The organism is Primorskyibacter sp. S87 (genome assembly GCF_049801055.1).
Lineage (GTDB): Bacteria > Pseudomonadota > Alphaproteobacteria > Rhodobacterales > Rhodobacteraceae > JBNAGF01.
On the sequence record NZ_JBNAGF010000001.1, the window covers coordinates 188708 to 206352 of the forward strand.

At 58.2% G+C, this 17645-nt stretch carries 18 protein-coding genes; 11 read left to right on the top strand and 7 right to left on the bottom strand.

Annotated elements, in window-relative coordinates; all coding sequences use genetic code 11:
* Positions 1 to 2 precede the first annotated feature (2 nt).
* The 6 genes from ACP15U_RS01010 to mdh form a co-directional block, all read right to left on the bottom strand.
* Positions 3 to 2957: a 2-oxoglutarate dehydrogenase E1 component gene (locus ACP15U_RS01010; RefSeq protein ID WP_425043255.1), complete on the bottom strand. Its 2955-nt coding sequence runs from the start codon at positions 2955 to 2957 to the stop codon at positions 3 to 5.
* Positions 2954 to 3496 carry a DUF805 domain-containing protein gene (locus tag ACP15U_RS01015; RefSeq protein ID WP_425043256.1) on the bottom strand — a complete coding sequence of 181 codons (543 nt, stop codon included), beginning with the start codon at positions 3494 to 3496 and terminating at the stop codon, positions 2954 to 2956. Before ACP15U_RS01015 ends, ACP15U_RS01010 begins: the two co-directional genes overlap by 4 nt.
* 64 nt (positions 3497 to 3560) lie before the next feature.
* Positions 3561 to 4442 carry a succinate--CoA ligase subunit alpha gene (sucD, locus tag ACP15U_RS01020; RefSeq protein WP_425043257.1) on the bottom strand — a complete coding sequence of 294 codons (882 nt, stop codon included), beginning with the start codon at positions 4440 to 4442 and terminating at the stop codon, positions 3561 to 3563.
* Between the two features lie 84 nt (positions 4443 to 4526).
* Positions 4527 to 5720, bottom strand: a complete 1194-nt coding sequence (gene sucC / locus ACP15U_RS01025; protein WP_425043258.1) for an ADP-forming succinate--CoA ligase subunit beta — start codon at positions 5718 to 5720, stop codon at positions 4527 to 4529.
* Positions 5721 to 5902: 182 nt separating this feature from the next.
* Positions 5903 to 7081: a hypothetical protein gene (locus ACP15U_RS01030; protein ID WP_425043259.1), complete on the bottom strand. Its 1179-nt coding sequence runs from the start codon at positions 7079 to 7081 to the stop codon at positions 5903 to 5905.
* 94 nt (positions 7082 to 7175) lie between these two features.
* The gene (gene mdh / locus ACP15U_RS01035; RefSeq protein WP_425043260.1) at positions 7176 to 8138 is read right to left on the bottom strand and encodes a malate dehydrogenase; all 963 of its coding nucleotides are present in this window, start codon (positions 8136 to 8138) and stop codon (positions 7176 to 7178) included.
* A 159-nt stretch (positions 8139 to 8297) separates the two neighbouring features.
* Here mdh and ACP15U_RS01040 point away from each other — a divergent pair, with 159 nt between their 5' ends.
* Entirely contained in the window at positions 8298 to 9053 is a 756-nt protein-coding gene (locus ACP15U_RS01040) for a sulfite exporter TauE/SafE family protein (RefSeq protein WP_425043261.1), read from the top strand.
* A 48-nt stretch (positions 9054 to 9101) separates the two neighbouring features.
* On the opposite strand, the gene ACP15U_RS01045 is transcribed toward ACP15U_RS01040, so the two are convergent.
* Positions 9102 to 9419, bottom strand: a complete 318-nt coding sequence (locus tag ACP15U_RS01045; protein WP_425043262.1) for a hypothetical protein — start codon at positions 9417 to 9419, stop codon at positions 9102 to 9104.
* 215 nt (positions 9420 to 9634) lie between these two features.
* Here ACP15U_RS01045 and ACP15U_RS01050 point away from each other — a divergent pair, with 215 nt between their 5' ends.
* The 10 genes from ACP15U_RS01050 to ACP15U_RS01095 all read left to right on the top strand — a co-directional run bounded on the left by ACP15U_RS01050 (position 9635) and on the right by ACP15U_RS01095 (position 17596).
* Entirely contained in the window at positions 9635 to 10492 is an 858-nt protein-coding gene (locus tag ACP15U_RS01050; RefSeq protein ID WP_425043263.1) for an HpcH/HpaI aldolase/citrate lyase family protein, read from the top strand.
* 7 nt (positions 10493 to 10499) lie between these two features.
* A complete protein-coding gene (locus tag ACP15U_RS01055) occupies positions 10500 to 11054 on the top strand; it encodes an NnrU family protein (RefSeq protein WP_425043264.1) in 555 nt (184 codons plus the stop codon).
* Between the two features lie 11 nt (positions 11055 to 11065).
* Positions 11066 to 11272, top strand: coding sequence for a DUF1737 domain-containing protein (locus ACP15U_RS01060; protein WP_425043265.1), 207 nt, complete (start codon positions 11066 to 11068; stop codon positions 11270 to 11272).
* Positions 11272 to 12300, top strand: a complete 1029-nt coding sequence (locus tag ACP15U_RS01065) for a MaoC family dehydratase (RefSeq protein ID WP_425043266.1) — start codon at positions 11272 to 11274, stop codon at positions 12298 to 12300. Before ACP15U_RS01060 ends, ACP15U_RS01065 begins: the two co-directional genes overlap by 1 nt.
* Before the next feature lie 91 nt (positions 12301 to 12391).
* Entirely contained in the window at positions 12392 to 13135 is a 744-nt protein-coding gene (locus ACP15U_RS01070; RefSeq protein ID WP_425043267.1) for a DUF1194 domain-containing protein, read from the top strand.
* 125 nt (positions 13136 to 13260) lie between these two features.
* Positions 13261 to 13647 (top strand): succinate dehydrogenase, cytochrome b556 subunit, encoded by a 387-nt coding sequence (sdhC, locus tag ACP15U_RS01075; RefSeq protein WP_425043268.1) that lies wholly within the window; start codon positions 13261 to 13263, stop codon positions 13645 to 13647.
* Between the two features lie 12 nt (positions 13648 to 13659).
* Positions 13660 to 14031, top strand: a complete 372-nt coding sequence (sdhD, locus tag ACP15U_RS01080; RefSeq protein ID WP_425043269.1) for a succinate dehydrogenase, hydrophobic membrane anchor protein — start codon at positions 13660 to 13662, stop codon at positions 14029 to 14031.
* 19 nt (positions 14032 to 14050) lie between these two features.
* Positions 14051 to 15856, top strand: coding sequence for a succinate dehydrogenase flavoprotein subunit (sdhA, locus tag ACP15U_RS01085; RefSeq protein ID WP_425043270.1), 1806 nt, complete (start codon positions 14051 to 14053; stop codon positions 15854 to 15856).
* Positions 15857 to 15866: 10 nt separating this feature from the next.
* Entirely contained in the window at positions 15867 to 16712 is an 846-nt protein-coding gene (locus ACP15U_RS01090; RefSeq protein WP_425043271.1) for a hypothetical protein, read from the top strand.
* The gene (locus ACP15U_RS01095) at positions 16709 to 17596 is read left to right on the top strand and encodes a hypothetical protein (RefSeq protein ID WP_425043272.1); all 888 of its coding nucleotides are present in this window, start codon (positions 16709 to 16711) and stop codon (positions 17594 to 17596) included. The genes ACP15U_RS01090 and ACP15U_RS01095 overlap by 4 nt, the downstream gene beginning before the upstream one ends.
* Positions 17597 to 17645: the final 49 nt, after the last annotated feature.

Consider the following 17645-nt stretch of genomic DNA (forward strand, 5'->3'; position numbering starts at 1 on the left):
TGTTATCCTTCGATGCTCAGCGCTTCGTTCACGAGCGCCTCTTGTTGGGCTTTGTGTTGGCTGGCCAGACCTGTGGCGGGCGAGGCCGAGGTGGCGCGACCGGCATAGCGCGGCCGGGTGTTCTTGGCGCCGATCCGGGTCAGCGCCCATTCAATGTTGGGTTCGATGAACGACCAGGCACCCTGGTTTTTAGGTTCCTCCTGACACCAGACCATCTCGGCCCCCTTGAAACGCTGCAGCTCGTTGATCAGCGAATGGGCCGGGAACGGATAGAACTGTTCGATCCGCATCAGGTAGATGTCATCGATACCGCGGGCATCCCGTTCTTCCAGGAGATCAAAGTAGACCTTGCCCGAACACATCACCACGCGCTTGATCTTGTCGTCTTTTACCAGCTTGGTGGTCGAGTTGCCCTTTTGAGCGTCGTCCCACAGAACCCTGTGGAAACTGGATCCGGTAGTGAAATCCTCGGCCCGGCTGACTGCAAGCTTGTGACGCAGCAGGGATTTGGGTGTGACAAGAATCAAGGGCTTGCGGAAAGATCGGTGCAACTGGCGCCGCAGGATGTGGAAGTAGTTGGCCGGGGTCGTGCAATTGGCGACGATCCAGTTGTCTTGCCCGCACATTTGCAGGAACCGTTCAAGGCGCGCGGAGCTGTGCTCGGGGCCCTGACCTTCGAAACCATGCGGCAGCAGCACCACGAGTCCCGACATCCGCAACCATTTCGATTCACCCGATGAGATGAACTGGTCAAACATGATCTGCGCACCATTGGCGAAATCGCCGAACTGCGCTTCCCACGCGACGAGCGCGTTGGGCTCTGCAAGCGAATAGCCGTATTCGAACCCAAGCACTGCATATTCGCTGAGCATCGAGTCAATCACGTCATACTGGGACTGACCGGCACGGATATGATTGAGCGGGTAATAGCGTTCCTCAGTTTCCTGATGAATGAAACCCGAGTGGCGCTGCGAGAAGGTCCCGCGGGTGGCATCCTGACCTGACAGACGCACCGGGAAACCTTCGGTCAGCAACGAACCGAAGGCAAGCGCTTCGCCTGTTGCCCAGTCGTAGCCCTCGCCGGTTTCGAGCATTTTTGCCTTGGTGTCGAGAAGTCGGCCCACAGTCTTATGCAGGGCAAAATCGTCCGGCACTCGGGACAGAGCCGCGCCGACTTCGGCAAGGGTGTCCGGCGAGATTGCCGTATCGCCACGCACATACTCGCCCTTTTCGCGATCCAGATGCTTCCACCGACCATCAAGCCAATCGGCCTTGTTGGGTTTGTAGTCTTTCCCGGACTCGAACTCCTCGTTCAGGTAGGCCTGAAACGCGGCTTTCATGTCTTCGATTTCACCCTCGGGGATGAGGCCGTCCTTCACAAGGCGCTCGGTGTAAAGAGCCAGCGTGGTCTTATGGCCCTTGATCCGCTTGTACATGATCGGATTGGTGAACATTGGCTCATCGCCTTCGTTGTGACCGAAGCGGCGATAGCAGAAGATGTCGATGACCACATCCTTGTGGAATTTCTGGCGGAACTCGGTTGCGACCTTGGCCGCATGAACAACCGCTTCGGGATCGTCGCCGTTCACATGGAAGATCGGCGCTTCGACCATCAGGGCAATGTCTGTCGGGTAGGGGCTCGAGCGCGAGAAATGCGGCGCGGTAGTGAAGCCGATCTGGTTGTTCACCACAATATGCATCGTGCCGCCGGTCTTGTGGCCCTTGAGGCCGGACAGACCGAAACCCTCGGCCACAACACCCTGACCGGCAAATGCAGCATCGCCGTGCAAAAGAACGCCCATGACCTGGGTACGTTCGGCATCGTTCAGCTGATCCTGCTTGGCGCGGACCTTGCCCAGCACCACCGGGTTCACGGCCTCAAGGTGTGAGGGGTTGGCGGTGAGCGACAGGTGAACAGAGTTGCCGTCAAACTCACGATCTGAAGACGCGCCGAGGTGATATTTCACATCGCCTGATCCATCCACATCCTCGGGTTTAAAGCTGCCGCCCTGGAACTCGTTGAATATGGCGCGATAAGGTTTGGCCATCACGTTGGCGAGAATGTTGAGGCGGCCGCGGTGAGGCATGCCGATAACGATCTCTTTCAGACCCAGTGCGCCGCCGCGCTTGATGATCTGTTCCATCGCCGGGATCAGGGATTCTCCGCCATCCAGACCAAACCGTTTGGTTCCCATGTATTTGACATGCAGAAACTTTTCGAAGCCCTCCGCCTCGACCATCTTGTTGAGGATGGCTTTGCGTCCTTCGCGGGTAAAGGCGATTTCCTTACCGAACCCTTCGATCCGTTCCTTCAGCCAAGCCGCTTGTTCGGGATCGGAAATATGCATGTACTGGAGCGCGAAAGTGCCGCAATACGTGCGTTTCACAATCTCGACAATCTGCCGCATCGAGGCCACTTGCAGCCCCAGAACATTGTCGATGAAGATCGGGCGATCCATGTCCGCATCGGTGAAGCCATAGGTCTTGGGCTCAAGTTCTGGATGAGGGGTCTGGCTGCGCATGCCGAGCGGATCCAGTTCTGCAACCAGATGCCCCCGGATCCTGTAGGCGCGGATGATCATCAGCGCACGGATGGAATCCAGCACCGCCCGCTTGATCTGGTCGTCGCTCACCTCGACACCGGCGGCGACGGCTTTTTCCTTAATCTTTTTACCGGCCGCCTTTGCGTCCGTATCGGCCCATTCTCCGGTCAGGGCACCGGTCAGATCATCGCCCGGCATCGGAGGCCAGTCGCTGCGCGCCCAGCTTGGTCCGGCGGCTTCGGCTTTCACGTCAAGTTCCGCGTCACCCATCTGCCGGAAAAATTCGGCCCAGGCCGCATCAACCGCGCTGGGATCATTGGCATACTGGGCATAGAGCTGTTCCAGATACGCGGCATTGTGCCCCTGCATGAAGCTGGAAGCATGAAAGAGGTCGTTGGGCGATTGATCGGTCATTGGGCTGCCTCATGTGGGTTGGGACCGTATTGGTTGGTGCCGGGCTGGCTGGGGCGGGTCAGCCACCAAAGCACCAAAAGAGGAGAAACAAAAAGCACAAGAAGTGTCGGAAGCAGGATTAGTCCCGTTGCGCGGGTGAAAAGAATGTCCATCGACCCACCCGGATCAAACACCGAGGCAAAGCCAATGCCAAAGATCAGCACACCGAACGCGCCCAGCATAAGAAGGATCGGCAGCAGAGCATAAAGCCCGCTGCGGCCGGTGTCCTGCATGCGTCGCCATGCGACAGCGAGATGCGGCAGGAAAACGATCAGGCCTGCGATGGTCTGGACCGGTTGCGAAGAAGTTGCAACGACGGTTTTGACGCCATCCACTTCGGTTTCGCTGACCTGGGTGAACAGTTGCCAGTCAATGATCCCGGCTATCGTGTTCCAGATCACGATAAAGAGAAAAAAGTACCAGTATTCCGCGCGCGAAGCACGGCCCGAGAAAGTGACAAACTTGGAGAAGCAGGTGCGCACTGCGGTTCCGAATGTCATGGTCGTTCTCCCTTGCATGATCCGGCCCCGGCCTTGGTTGACCGGGGCTGGTATTGGCTTGGGCTCAGCCGATCGCCTTCAGTACGGCTTCGCCGAGTCCGGCAGGGCTTTCGGCAACGACGATCCCCGCCGATTTCATCGCTTCGATCTTGTCCTCGGCACCACCTTTGCCACCAGCGACAATCGCGCCGGCATGGCCCATGCGACGGCCCGGAGGAGCGGTACGACCGGCAATGAAGCCAGCAACCGGTTTCCAGCGCCCTTTTTTCTTTTGTTCGGCAAGGAATTCCGCAGCTTCTTCTTCGGCGGATCCACCGATTTCACCAATCATAATCATTGACTGGGTTTCATCGTCGTCAAGGAACATGTCCAACACGTCGATATGTTCGGTCCCCTTGATGGGGTCGCCACCGATACCCACGGCGGTGGATTGGCCAAGGCCGATATCGGCGGTCTGCTTCACCGCCTCATAGGTCAGCGTGCCCGAACGTGAGACAACACCGACCGACCCACGCTTGTGAATATGGCCGGGCATGATGCCGATTTTGCAAGCATCGGGCGTGATGATGCCGGGGCAGTTGGGGCCGATCAGGCGGCTAGAGGAACCTTCCAGCGCGCGCTGCACCTTCATCATGTCCAGAACCGGGATACCTTCGGTGATGCAGACGATCAATTCCATTTCTGCGTCAATTGCCTCGAGGATCGAGTCGGCTGCGAAGGGCGGCGGCACATAGATCACGGATGCATTGGCCTCGGTTGTGGCTTTGGCCTCGTGGACCGAGTTGAAGACCGGCAGGCCGAGGTGATCCTGTCCGCCTTTTCCGGGGGTGACCCCGCCGACCATCTTGGTGCCATAGGCGATAGCCTGTTCGGAGTGGAATGTCCCCTGAGAGCCGGTGAAGCCCTGGCAGATGACCTTGGTATTTTCGTCGACGAGGATAGCCATGGTGGCATTCTCCTTTGTGGGGCGGGCATGGCCCGCCAAATCTGTTCGGTTAGGCGGGGAGGCCCCCGCCCTGCGGATTTGGGATCAGCCCTTCACGGCCTTGACGATCTTTTCGGCGCCGTCGCTCAGGTTGTCGGCAGCGATCACGTTCAGGCCGGAGGTGTTGATGATCTCCTTGCCTTTTTCGACATTGGTGCCTTCGAGGCGCACGACCAGCGGAACCTGCAGCCCAACTTCCTTCACTGCGGCAACAACACCCTCGGCAATCACGTCACAGCGCATGATGCCACCGAAGATGTTGACCAGAATGCCTTTGACCTGCGGGTCGCTGGTGATGATCTTGAACGCCTCCGTCACTTTCTCTTTCGTGGCGCCGCCGCCGACATCGAGGAAGTTGGCCGGCTCAGCACCATAGAGCTTGATGATGTCCATTGTCGCCATCGCAAGGCCGGCACCGTTCACCATGCAGCCGATCTCGCCATCGAGAGCGATGTAGTTCAGGTCATACTTGGAGGCTTCGAGCTCCTTGGGATCTTCCTCGGTAGTGTCGCGCAATTCGGCGATGTCGGGGTGGCGGTAGATCGCGTTGCCGTCGAACCCGAGCTTGGCATCCAGAACCTTGAGCTTTCCGTCCTGCATAACCACCAGCGGGTTGATCTCGAGCATCTCCATGTCTTTTTCGATGAAGGCCGAGTAGAGGATCCCCATCAGCTTGACGCATTCCTTGACCTGCGCGCCCTCGAGCCCAAGCGCAAAGGCAATCCGGCGGCCGTGATACGGCATGTAGCCGGTGGCCGGATCGACCGAAAAGCTCAGGATCTTTTCGGGGGTCGAGGCCGCAACTTCCTCAATATCCATGCCGCCTTCGGTCGAGCAGACAAAGGACACACGCGAGGTTTGGCGATCCACCAGAAGCGCAAGGTACAGTTCGCGGGCAATGTCCGACCCGTCTTCGATGTAGATGCGGTTGACCTGTTTGCCGGCTGGGCCAGTCTGGTGGGTCACAAGGGTGCGCCCCAGCATCTTTTTGGCTTCTTCAGCCGCTTCTTCGACCGATTTTGCCAAGCGCACGCCGCCCTTTTCCCCAGCATCGGCCTCCTTGAAGGAGCCTTTGCCGCGGCCGCCGGCATGAATCTGGGCTTTGACCACCCACAACGGGCCGTCCAATTCGCCTGCGGCGGTTTTTGCATCTTCGGCCTTCAGAACCACACGTCCATCGGACACGGGCGCGCCGTAGCTGCGAAGAAGGGCTTTGGCCTGATATTCGTGGATGTTCATTGAAACTGTCCCGTCTGACTGCGATTGAGCCGATATAGGCTCTTCTACCCCCATTCCTTAAAGGATTTTTTGACGCAGAGCGGTTTTTTGGCGGATATTGGGGCAATTTGTGATCACGCTTTTTCCAGGTGTGATCACAGAACGGAAGGGTCAGGCCGGAAAGTGATTCGGAGCCTCAGCCGTCAATTCAACCATACTGCAAAAAGGGCGGCATCGCCGCTGACCAGATCTTGGAACAGCCACCAGTTTTCAGTGCTGATACGCTCGCCGTCTTCGAAATAGGGCAACAACCCGATCCCATGCGCCCATGCTGCAATATCAACCGGGGGAGGCTCTTCCATGAGGCGAAGAAGGTTAAGTCCAGCTCCGCTGCGGAGGCGCCAGAACGGGATAAGCTTACGCCCCTCCAACAGATCCTCGCCATCTGACAGCAGATTGAGCCACCGCTCCCCGGTTTCCGGAGGAACCGGAATGCCGAGTGCCGAAACCTGCTGAGAGTTCGGGATCCATTCCGCGAAATTGTCGGTCTCGGCCTCCACTCTTGCCCAGAAGACTCGGTTTTTGCGGATCATCGCCAACAGGTTTTCACGCGCTGCACGCGTGCGGACTGGATCAGGTTGCTGCCCAAGAGAGAAATAGGCGATTGCGAGCAGATCAATCTCGGTGCTCAGCATCATGTCATAGGCATTGGTATAGGGTGTAGAGCCGCCCATGCTCTCCATCTCCCGATCCGCCTGCAGAATTCTATCGATCTGGGGCGTTGGGTTGAATGCCAGCACAAGGTCTCCCACAGCGGCAAGCAGATGGGTGTAAGCCGAAAGCCAGGCTGCATCGGCTGTGTCAAACTGGATTGTCGGCGGCGTTCCTCCACGAATACCCAGAGTAGTCCCGGCGATCGAAAGCAACCCCTCCTGCGGGCTGCGTTGGCCATCCATGTTCACGTCGAACCAGACATCACCGAGGGACAGCGGGATACTGACCTCGTCACCATCCCCGATCAGGTCGAGCTGTGCGCGGGCAGCTTCCATATTGCTGATCAGCGCAGCGAACATTTCTACGATCAGTTCCGGTCTGAATGGGTCAGGGTCGGGATTTTCTGCCACGGGAAGACGAAGAACGGGAAGCATCCCACCGGTTCGGGACATTCCATGTTGCCACCGGGTTTGCAGAGATTCCTCGATAGCCCTCAAAAACAACACGCCGCCAAGGGCGAACCGATCTTCGGCCGAAGTCGCGCCATTCAGTTGCAAGGCTGTCGCCTCGAGCCCGTTGGCCGCAATTAGGTCCGAAACCTGAGTGCTCGTTTGAGCCAGCGCACCGGACGCTGACAGAACAACGGCAAGGATAAAAGATCGGAACATGCTTCGGAGTGTATCGCTGTCCCGAGCCCAGACAACAAAAAAAGCCGCGCGCCTTTTGTCAGCGCACGGCCTTGTTCATTTCAAAGCTGCTGGATCAGCCCAGCGAACTGTCGATGGATTTGCAGGCGTCCACCAAGCCCTTTACGGCTTTGACCGAGGTATCGAACATTTCCTGCTCGGCCTTGTTGAGCTTGATGTTCACAATGCGCTCGATGCCGCCGGCTCCGATCACCGTGGGCACACCCACATACATGTCCTTCACTCCAAGATCGCCATCGCAATATGCGGCACAGGGCAGAACACGCTTTTGATCTTTCAGGTAGGCTTCGGCCATTTCGATGGCCGAGGTTGCCGGTGCGTAGAAAGCGGAACCGGTTTTCAGCAGGCCGACGATCTCTGCGCCACCATCACGGGTACGCTGAACGATGGCGTCCATTTTCTCCTGAGTGGTCCAGCCCATGTCGATCAGATCGGGCAGCGGAATGCCGCCAACTGTCGAGTAGCGGACAGACGGAACCATGGTGTCTCCGTGGCCGCCCAGCACAAAGGCAGTAACGTCTTTCATCGAAACGTCGAACTCTTCGGCAAGGAAATGGCGGAAGCGAGCGGAGTCCAGAACCCCGGCCATACCACAGACCTTGTTCGCGGGCAGGCCCGAGAACTGCTGCAATGCCCAGACCATCGCGTCGAGCGGGTTGGTGATGCAGATAACGAACGCATTCGGTGCGTGATCGCGGATACCTTCGCCGACCGATTTCATGACCTTCAGGTTGATCCCCAGCAGGTCATCACGGCTCATGCCCGGTTTGCGCGGGACGCCAGCGGTCACGATGCAGACATCGGCACCTGCGATATCGGCATAGGACTGTGTGCCCTTCAGCTTGGCATCAAACCCTTCAGCGGGGCCGGATTCAGCGATGTCGAGCGCCTTGCCTTCAGGAATACCTTCTGCGATGTCGAAGAGAACGACGTCACCGAGTTCTTTGAGGGCAACAAGGTGGGCGAGCGTGCCGCCGATCTGACCTGCGCCGATTAGCGCGATCTTGGGTCTGGCCATTGGAATTTCTCCGGTCCGGTTTAAATCGCCGGTTTGCTAGTCGCTAATGGCCTTCTGTGCAAGTGTCCCACTACGCGGCATGGCATCGCATCATCAGTGTTCGTCCGGACCAGTTTGCGCTAAACCGTTTGAAGAATTGGCTTTTGTGGGGCTCAACCTGTGCCGAATCTGGATCTGACGTTTTTTGCAGTGGCCATACCCGCAGTCATATTCGCTGGCGTCTCCAAAGGTGGGTTCGGTTCCGGCGTCGCTTTTGCTTCGTCATCGATTCTGGCTTTGATTTTGGAGCCGGGACAGGCACTTGCGTTGATGTTGCCGATCCTGATGGTGATCGATCTGGCAACGCTCGGTCCGTTCTGGCGGCGATGGAGCTGGCCCGATGCACGGCTGCTTCTTTCGGGAGGGGTGCCGGGCGTCGCGCTGGGCGCATGGCTGTATCAGGCAACTGATGCAGATCTGCTGAGATTGTTGATCGGAGGGATCTCAATCGCTTTCGTGGTCTGGCACCTGTCGCAGTCGAGGGGTTGGTTGCACGGGTTTTCCAAGCGCCTGCCGCCTTGGGCCGGGTTGTTTGCCGGGGTTGTCACCGGGTTCACGAGTTTCGTCAGTCACGCTGGCGGGCCGCCCGCCGCAGTCTACCTGCTGTCACAGCGGCTTACGAAAACCGAGTTTCAGGCAACCACCGTGCTGACCTTCTGGGTCATCAACATCGCGAAATTTGTGCCTTATGCCTTTTTGGGGATGTTTTCGGTTCAGACGATGTGGGCTGATTTGTTGCTGGCACCCTTTGCCGTGCTGGGGGCGTGGCTGGGGGTACGTGCACATTGGATGATGTCTGAACGGATGTTCTTTGGTGCGGCTTATATTTTGCTCAGCCTGACTGGCAGCAAACTGATCTGGGATGCGCTGAGTTGAGTGTCGCCGCCAGCCGGGCGAGCAGCCGCGCGGTCCGGAGTTGAAGCCTCAGGTGTCTCTCCCGGTGGCCGGAAGCGCTTCCGACAGAGCCTCGTACGATTGACCGGCGGCTATCAGACACGTGACGCCCGACGGCAGAGTGACTGTGATTGTCCAAGAGCCCGTTTGCAAAGAGGCAAAGATTTCTACGACCGATCCCTGTGTACCCAGGCCGATGCCCTGTCTGGTTTCCCCGTAGTCTTTGGCCAACTTGCTGAGCACGGTGTCGCGCGCGGTGCAGTTGCGTCCGGACTGTGCATTGACCTGCTGGGCAGCAAGGACCATCAGCCCCAACCCCATCGTCATCTTGAACACGGTTTTCACCATGAGCTGTCTCCTCCCTGTATCTCTATGTCCCGGTGGCTTGCCGCAGGGCTGCGGGTTTTTGACCGGTTCTGAGGTTGGCAGGGACTGACTTAGGTGCCGTTAACCCTCCGGTCGGGGGTGTGGCAACGGCACATGCTGCATTGCGGCGATTTCCCCTTGAACTTTCCGGTAAAAAATGCCCCCTTCTGCGCAACAAAATTACTCAGGAGAGACTCATGGACCCCCGCCTGCGCCCTTATCGTTCTGTTCTCTATATCCCGGCATCCAAAGAACGTGCATTGGACAAGGCCAGAAACCTGCCGGTCGACGCGATCATCTTTGACCTAGAAGATGCTGTATCTGCAGATGAGAAGGAGAACGCACGCGAGACGCTAAAGGCGGCCTTGTCCCAAGGTGGATATGGTGCGCGGGTTCGGATCGTGCGGATCAACGGGTTGGACACGCCGTGGGGGCATGCGGATGCCGAAGCGGTGAAGGATATGGACGCCGATGTCTTGTTGCTGCCCAAGGTCAGCTCAGCCGCTGATGTGGATGCCCTTGCCGCCATCACCGGCGACATACCTGTCTGGGCAATGATGGAAACCCCCCGCGGAATGCTGAATGCAGCAGAGATCGCCGCGCACCCGCTGATGACCGGTTTTGTAATGGGGACAAACGATCTCGCCAAGGAATTGCAGACACGCTTCCGCCCGGATCGCCTACCGATGCAGACGTCGCTGGGGCTGTGTCTGTTGGCAGCAAAGGCAGAGGGGCTGATCATCGTCGATGGTGTTTATAATGCCTTCAAGGATGACGAAGGCCTCATTTATGAATGTGAACAGGGGCGCGACCTCGGGTTTGACGGAAAAACGCTGATCCATCCGGCCCAGGTAGAGATTACCAACACCGCATTCGCGCCTTCAGAAGCCGAAATAGATCTCGCCGGCCGTCAGATCGCCGCGTTTGAAGAAGCTGAGGCACGGGGGCAAGGCGTTGCCGTTGTAGATGGCAAGATTGTCGAGAACCTGCACGTTGCCACAGCACGTGAAATTCTGGCAAAAGCCGAGGCGATATCGGCTTTGCAAGAGGGGTAGACGGGTCATGGGTTTCATTCTTCTTATCTTGGGGGTGGCATTTTGGTGGGGCGCACATCTTTTCAAGCGGGTCGCTCCTGAACGCCGCGCCGCTATGGGTGACGGCGGGCGCGGAGCGGTCGCTCTCGGGATCGTTGCCGGGATCGTGCTGATGGTGATTGGCTTCCGTATGACGCCGTTCATTCATGTCTGGTCGCCACCATCCTTCATGATTCATCTCAACAACCTGTTGGTCCTGATCGCCATCTGGATGATGAGCCCGGCAGGAGAAAAGGGTCTGATCCTTAACAAGATGCGGCATCCAATGCTTGCTGGTTTTGGCGTCTGGGCAATTGCACACCTATTGGTCAACGGCGATATGGCATCGATCATTCTGTTTGGCGGTCTACTTGTGTGGGCGCTGGTCGAAGTATCGGTAATCAACAAGGACGAACCGGATTGGACGCCGGGCGAACCAGGCACATTGGGCAAGGACGCCATGTTCATGGCGGGATCGGTCGTGCTGTTGGCGGTGATCGGCTACGTCCATGGTTGGCTTGGCTACTGGCCTTTCCCTTCATAAGGATCACGAAAATGGCAAAACTCTATCGCCTTCTCACCGAGGAGGACACGTCAGCCTTCTGTCACAAGGTTTCGGATGCACTGGCAAAAGGTTGGGAGTTGTATGGCAACCCGTCATATGCGTTTGACCAGACCAGCAGCGTCATGCGTTGCGCGCAGGCTGTGACCAAAGAGGTTCAGGCTGACTATTCACCCGACATGAAATTGGGAGCCCAATGATGGTAAAAACCAATCCCGGTCGCTTTTTTGAGGACTACTCTGTAGGCCAGATTCTCAAACACGCGGTGCCGCGCACTGTGTCAGGTGGTGAACGCGCGTTGTACCATGCTCTCTATCCTGCTCGGCACGCGCTGTATTCATCGGACAGTTTTGCCCAGACGTGCGGTTTGCCGCAAAGCCCGATCGACGATCTGGTTTCGTTTCACGTGGTCTTCGGCAAGACAGTTCCCGATGTATCGCTGAATGCGGTGGCAAATCTCGGGTATGCTGAAGGGCGTTGGCTGAAGCCAGTCTATGCCGGGGACACCCTGCGGTCGGAATCCGAAGTGATCGGTCTGAAACAGAATTCCAACGGAAAGACGGGTGTTGTCTATGTGCGAACCCGAGGTCTCAATCAGCGAGACGAAACCGTGATGGAATATGTGCGCTGGGTGATGGTGCGTAAATCCGACCTTGATGCACCCGCGCCTGAAACCGTGCTGCCGGACCTGCAGAAGACGGTTCCGGCCGATCAGCTTGTCATCCCCGACGGTCTAGACTTCTCCAACTACGATTTCGCTCTTGCCGGTGAACCCCATCGCTGGGGGGACTATGACATTGGCGAAACCATCGATCATGTCGATGGGGTCACCATTGAGGAAGCCGAGCACATGATCGCAACCCGCCTTTGGCAGAACACCGCCAAAGTGCATTTCGACCTGACTTTCCGTCCTGAGGGGCGGTTGATCTATGGCGGGCACGTGATTTCGATGGCACGCGCGCTCAGCTTCAACGGATTGGCCAATGCCCAGATGATCGTCGGCCTCAACGGCGGCGCCCACGCTAACCCCTGTTTTGCTGGCGATACGGTCAAGGCCTGGACCGAAGTTCTCGACAAGGCCGATACGGAGGCGCCGGGCGTTGGCGCAATTCGGCTGAGGCTGGTCGCGACCAAAGGGGGCGAGCCGTTCCAGTTGAAAAACGAAGACGGAAAATACCGGCCGGAGGTCTTGCTGGATCTCGATTACTGGGCCCTCATGCCCAAGTAACCGGCACTTCTGTCGTTGATGCGGGCCTGTTCGGATACGGCATGTCGCGAAAGTGATCGGCCCTGGCAGGTTTGCTTGCTAGGGTCGTCCCATGAAGGTTTTTCGGACCATATTGCTGAGCGTTTCTAGTTGTATGCCAGCGGCGGCGTTGTCTTGCGACCTTGCTTTGGCGCTGGCGGTCGATGTGTCGGGGTCGGTGGATGCCCGAGAATATGAAATCCAGATGCAAGGTCTGGCCCAGGGGCTGCGGGACCCGATAGTCTCCGAAGCGCTTGTCCGTGCGAACGCCCGTTTGATGCTGGTTCAATGGACCGGCGCATCCCGACAGCAGATCACTGTGCCTTGGACCGAGATTGACAGTTTCGAAGCACTGGAGCGCTTTGCCGAAGTGGTGGAGCAGGACAGAAGGGTCTGGAGGAACTATTCCACTGCCATCGGTGAGGCCTTGCTTGCCGCTTTGGACCAGTTTGGCGAGGTGTCACACTGCAAAAGGCGATTGATCGACCTGTCCGGCGACGGAGTATCTAACGAAGGCGTGGAGCCCACTGCTCTCCACCCGAGACTGAAAGCCGCCGGGATTGTGGTGAACTCCATAGCGATCGAAGAAAGCGAACCTGATTTGACGGCCTATTTCTTCGAGAACGTCATCGTGGGCGAGGGGGCTTTTGTCGTATCGGCCTCAGGGTTCGAAGATTACCCTGAACGAATACGGAAAAAGCTGCTGCGCGAGGTGACACAGCAGACGGCAAACGACGACACGAGGGGGAATCGTTTTTTTATGCCGGAAAGCGAACTGACCCGGCTCACGAAATTTCGTGATCACGGTTTTGACTAGCGTGATCACAAAGGCGAACTATCTGCCCGACCGCGCCAAAAAACCGCGCTTTTTGACCTTTGGCATGCGTGACAGAACTCGAAAATCCGGTAAAACCGTGCGCAGCTAATCTGAAAGGAGCCACCATGGCCGATGTAAATCGGGGCAACCGCCCGCTTTCGCCGCATTTGACCATCTACCGGCCGCAGCTGACGTCGGTGACATCGATCCTGACCCGGATCACCGGAAATGCTATGATCCTGGCCGCGTTGCTGATCGTCTGGTGGTTTCTCGCCGCTGCAACGTCGGCCGGAAGCTTTGCCGTGGCGGACGGTGTGATCACTTCGTTGCTTGGCGATATCATAATGGCGCTTTCGCTTTGGGCGCTGTGGTATCACTCGCTGGCGGGCATCCGTCACCTGATCTGGGACTACGCCATTGGGCTGGATCTGCCCACTGCCGAGGCAATGGGTTGGGCTGTTGTCGTCGGATCCTTCATATTGACAGCGGTTACGCTGCTCGCAGTGGCGTAGGGGAGAAGCAAGATGCGTTATCTCACAGACCGCAAACGTGCAGCCGGGATGGGATCGGCAAAATCCGGGACACATCACTTCTGGGAAATGAAAGTCAGTTCCGCTGCTCTTCTGCTTCTGGTGCCGCTTTTCGTTTTCACCTTTGGCCCAATGCTCGGCGAGCCGCACGAGGCTGTCGTTGCGTATTATTCGCGCCCGTTCCCGGCGATCGTCGCAGCCCTGACCCTCTCCGTGGGGTTCATGCATTTCAAGAGCGGCGCCCAGGTGCTGATCGAGGACTACGTGCACGGGTTGGCACAAAAGATCCTGATTATCGGTGTTATCTGCCTGAGCTATGCCGCGGCCGCGACCGGCCTATTCGCCATCGCGCGCATCGCGCTTTAATGACCGGAGCTTTCTAGAAATGGCTGCTTACGAATACGAAACCCACGAATATGACGTGGTCGTTGTCGGCGCCGGCGGTGCCGGTCTGCGCGCAACATTGGGCATGGCAGAGCAAGGTCTTCGAACCGCCTGTGTGACCAAGGTTTTCCCGACACGTTCGCACACGGTTGCGGCGCAGGGCGGGATCGCTGCCTCGCTGTCGAATATGGGGCCGGACAACTGGCAGTGGCACATGTACGACACGGTGAAGGGCTCTGACTGGCTGGGTGACACCGACGCCATGGAGTATCTTGCCCGAGAAGCGCCAAAGGCGGTGTATGAGCTGGAGCATTATGGCGTTCCGTTTTCGCGCACCGAAGAAGGTAAGATCTACCAGCGACCCTTTGGCGGTCATACCACGGAATTCGGAGAAGGGCCCCCGGTGCAGCGAACCTGCGCGGCCGCCGACCGCACCGGCCACGCGATCCTGCACACGCTGTATGGGCAATCGTTGAAGAACAATGCCGAGTTCTACATCGAATATTTTGCCATCGACCTGATCATGTCCGAAGACGGTCAATGCCAAGGCGTCGTGTGCTGGAAACTGGACGACGGCACCATGCATGTTTTCAATGCCAAGATGGTCGTGTTGGCCACCGGTGGTTACGGCCGTGCCTATTTCTCGGCGACCTCGGCACATACCTGTACCGGCGACGGCGGAGGCATGGTGGCTCGGGCCGGGCTGGCCTTGCAGGACATGGAGTTCGTGCAGTTCCACCCCACCGGGATCTATGGTTCCGGTTGCCTGATCACAGAAGGCGCACGCGGTGAAGGCGGATACCTGACCAATTCCGAAGGCGAGCGTTTCATGGAACGCTATGCCCCGCAGTACAAGGATTTGGCGCCGCGAGACTATGTCAGCCGTTCGATGACCATGGAAATCCGCGAAGGCCGCGGTGTGGGCAAAGACGGGGATCATATCCACCTGAACCTGAACCACCTTCCGGCCGAAGCACTGGCAGAACGCCTGCCCGGAATTTCGGAAAGCGCCAAGATCTTTGCAGGTGTCGACGTCACCAAGGAACCGATCCCGGTCTTGCCGACGGTTCACTACAACATGGGCGGTATTCCGACCAACTACTGGGGCGAAGTGCTGAATCCGCGCAAGAAGGATCCCACTGCAATTGTTCCCGGGCTGATGGCCGTGGGCGAAGCGGGCTGCGCGTCGGTCCATGGCGCCAACCGCCTCGGCTCGAACTCGCTGATCGACCTTGTGGTTTTTGGCCGCGCGTCAGCAATTCGTGCCGGCAAGGTTGTGGACGCTGAGGCACCGAACCCGATGCTCAATCACGCTTCCGTCGACAGGGCATTTGAGCGGTTTGACGGGCTGCGTAATGCCAAAGGAACCGTCGGAACGGCAGAACTGCGGCTTGAGATGCAGAAGACCATGCAGGCCGATGCTGCCGTGTTCCGGACCGCCAAGACCATGGCCGAAGGGGTCGACAAGATGACCGCAATCGCCGCCAAGCTCGATGACATCAAAGTGACCGACCGTTCGCTGGTCTGGAACTCTGACCTGATGGAGACGCTGGAACTCACAAACCTGATGCCCAACGCGCTCGCGACCATCGTCGGCGCCGAAGCGCGCAAGGAAAGCCGGGGCGCGCATGCGCATGAGGATTTCTCGGAGCGCGACGACAAGGAATGGCGGGTGCACACCGTATCCCGGGTTGAGGGCAACAAGGTTGACCTTAGCTATCGGCCGGTCATCACGGATCCGCTGACCACCGAGACCGAAGGCGGAATAAACCTGAAGAAGATCGCGCCCAAGGCGCGGACTTTCTGAGGCGCGAACCATGCGCCTGGCGGCAGACAGCAGGGGCGGAACGCCCGGTGTGGTTCACACCGGGTCTCCTCGCCTGATGTGTGTTGCTACGCACCACAAGGCCGGCACGGTCTGGATCAAGCGGGTTATGCGCGGGATAGCCAATGCGCTTGATCTGCCAATGGTCGGTCTCTGGTCAGACCGCCATTTGCCAAAGGTTCCCGCGACCGATCGCGCAATTCTGGTAAACTGGGAAGGCAATTTTCCGGAACAGATCTGGGTCCGCGAGGATGTTGTATTCCTTCACCTGATCCGGGATCCGCGCGACATTCTGCTTTCGGGCTGTGCCTATCACCACACCGCGCCGGTGAAGGGTGAGCGTTTCCTGCATGAACCGAGGTCGGACCTTGGTGGGCTGACGTATCAGCAGCATCTCAATGCCCTCGAGACGCGAGACGAAAAACTCCTGTTCGAGATGGACAACAAGCACGCCGAAACAGTTCAGCAGATGCTGGACTGGCCTTGGGGCGATCAGCGGGTGGCAGAATTGCGATACGAGGATCTGATCCGCGATACATCGTGCGAACTGGCCGTCAAAGCGTTTCGCAGACTTGGCCTCGATGGGCAGGAGTTGCAGACCGCGACGCAGATCTTTCGCGACAACTCGCTTTTTGGAGGTCTGGCAGATAGCTCCAACCGTACCGGCCGGCTGAATGACCACATCGCCTCGTACGGAAAAATCAAACGCTGGCAGACCGAGCTGCCGCGGGCCGTGGGTGCCGTATACGCAGATCGCTTTGGTGAGGCACTGATCCGTCTGGGGTACGAGCATGATATCGATTGGGTGAAGACGCTGCCCGAGGAGGTCTCCGAATGAACCGGGCGCTCGATACTACGGTGATTGCCCCGGCATGGCAGCAGCTTGGGTTTGAACCCGGGCTGATGTTCAGGGCCTTCGGGATGAGGAGGTCAGGCAACCACGCCATTCTCGATTGGCTATTGCGCAATGCCCCCGGGGAAAAATCGGTCTTTCTGAACAACTGCCGCCCCGGCAAGAACCCTTTGACCAGTTTCAGCGCCATTGAGGTGAACGGCGAAACCCTCCCGCCGCGCCGGGCGGTCTCGGACTTGCCGCAAGCAACCGCAACCGCAGGGCAGGGGGCAATGCTGTTGGTGTCTTATGAAGATACTTCGCCCGCAGAATTCACCCATGCGACCCGGCCCTCGGGTTCGTTTGACGAAGCCTTGATAAACTGCGATTTGATCATCTGCCGTGGTTTCCTGAACTGGAGTGCGTCCCTGCTTCGGAAATTGCAGCGCAATCCGGGATACACAGCCATTCAACGCACTGTTGTCATGCTGCGGGCAATGGCGATCTATTCCCGGCTGCTCAGCTTGCTGGATGCAGCGGAAACGGAGCGTCGCGTCTGTATCCCCTATGACACGTGGCGATCTTCCGAGAGCTTTCGCGGCGAGGTTCTTCGGCGTCTCGGCCTGCCGGAACGGGACAACACGCTTGGAAAGGTGCAGGGCTATGGCGGCGGCTCGTCCTTTCAGGCCGATGCAGAGGATCCGGCCAAGCTTTCCACCGACCGTCGCTGGCAGCAACAGGCCGACGATCCCGAGTATCAGGCCCTGCTGCATCTGGCTGCTCGGGATACACTCCTTGCTGAACGTCTGAAACGGCACTTCCCTGAGGACGCCATGCGCCTGTCACGGCTGCTGGATCACGCGCCTTTGCCAAAAGAGGTGCTGTTGTGATGCGTGGCCTCAATACAAATTCGGCGCCTCCCGCGCCTGTCGAAACCGC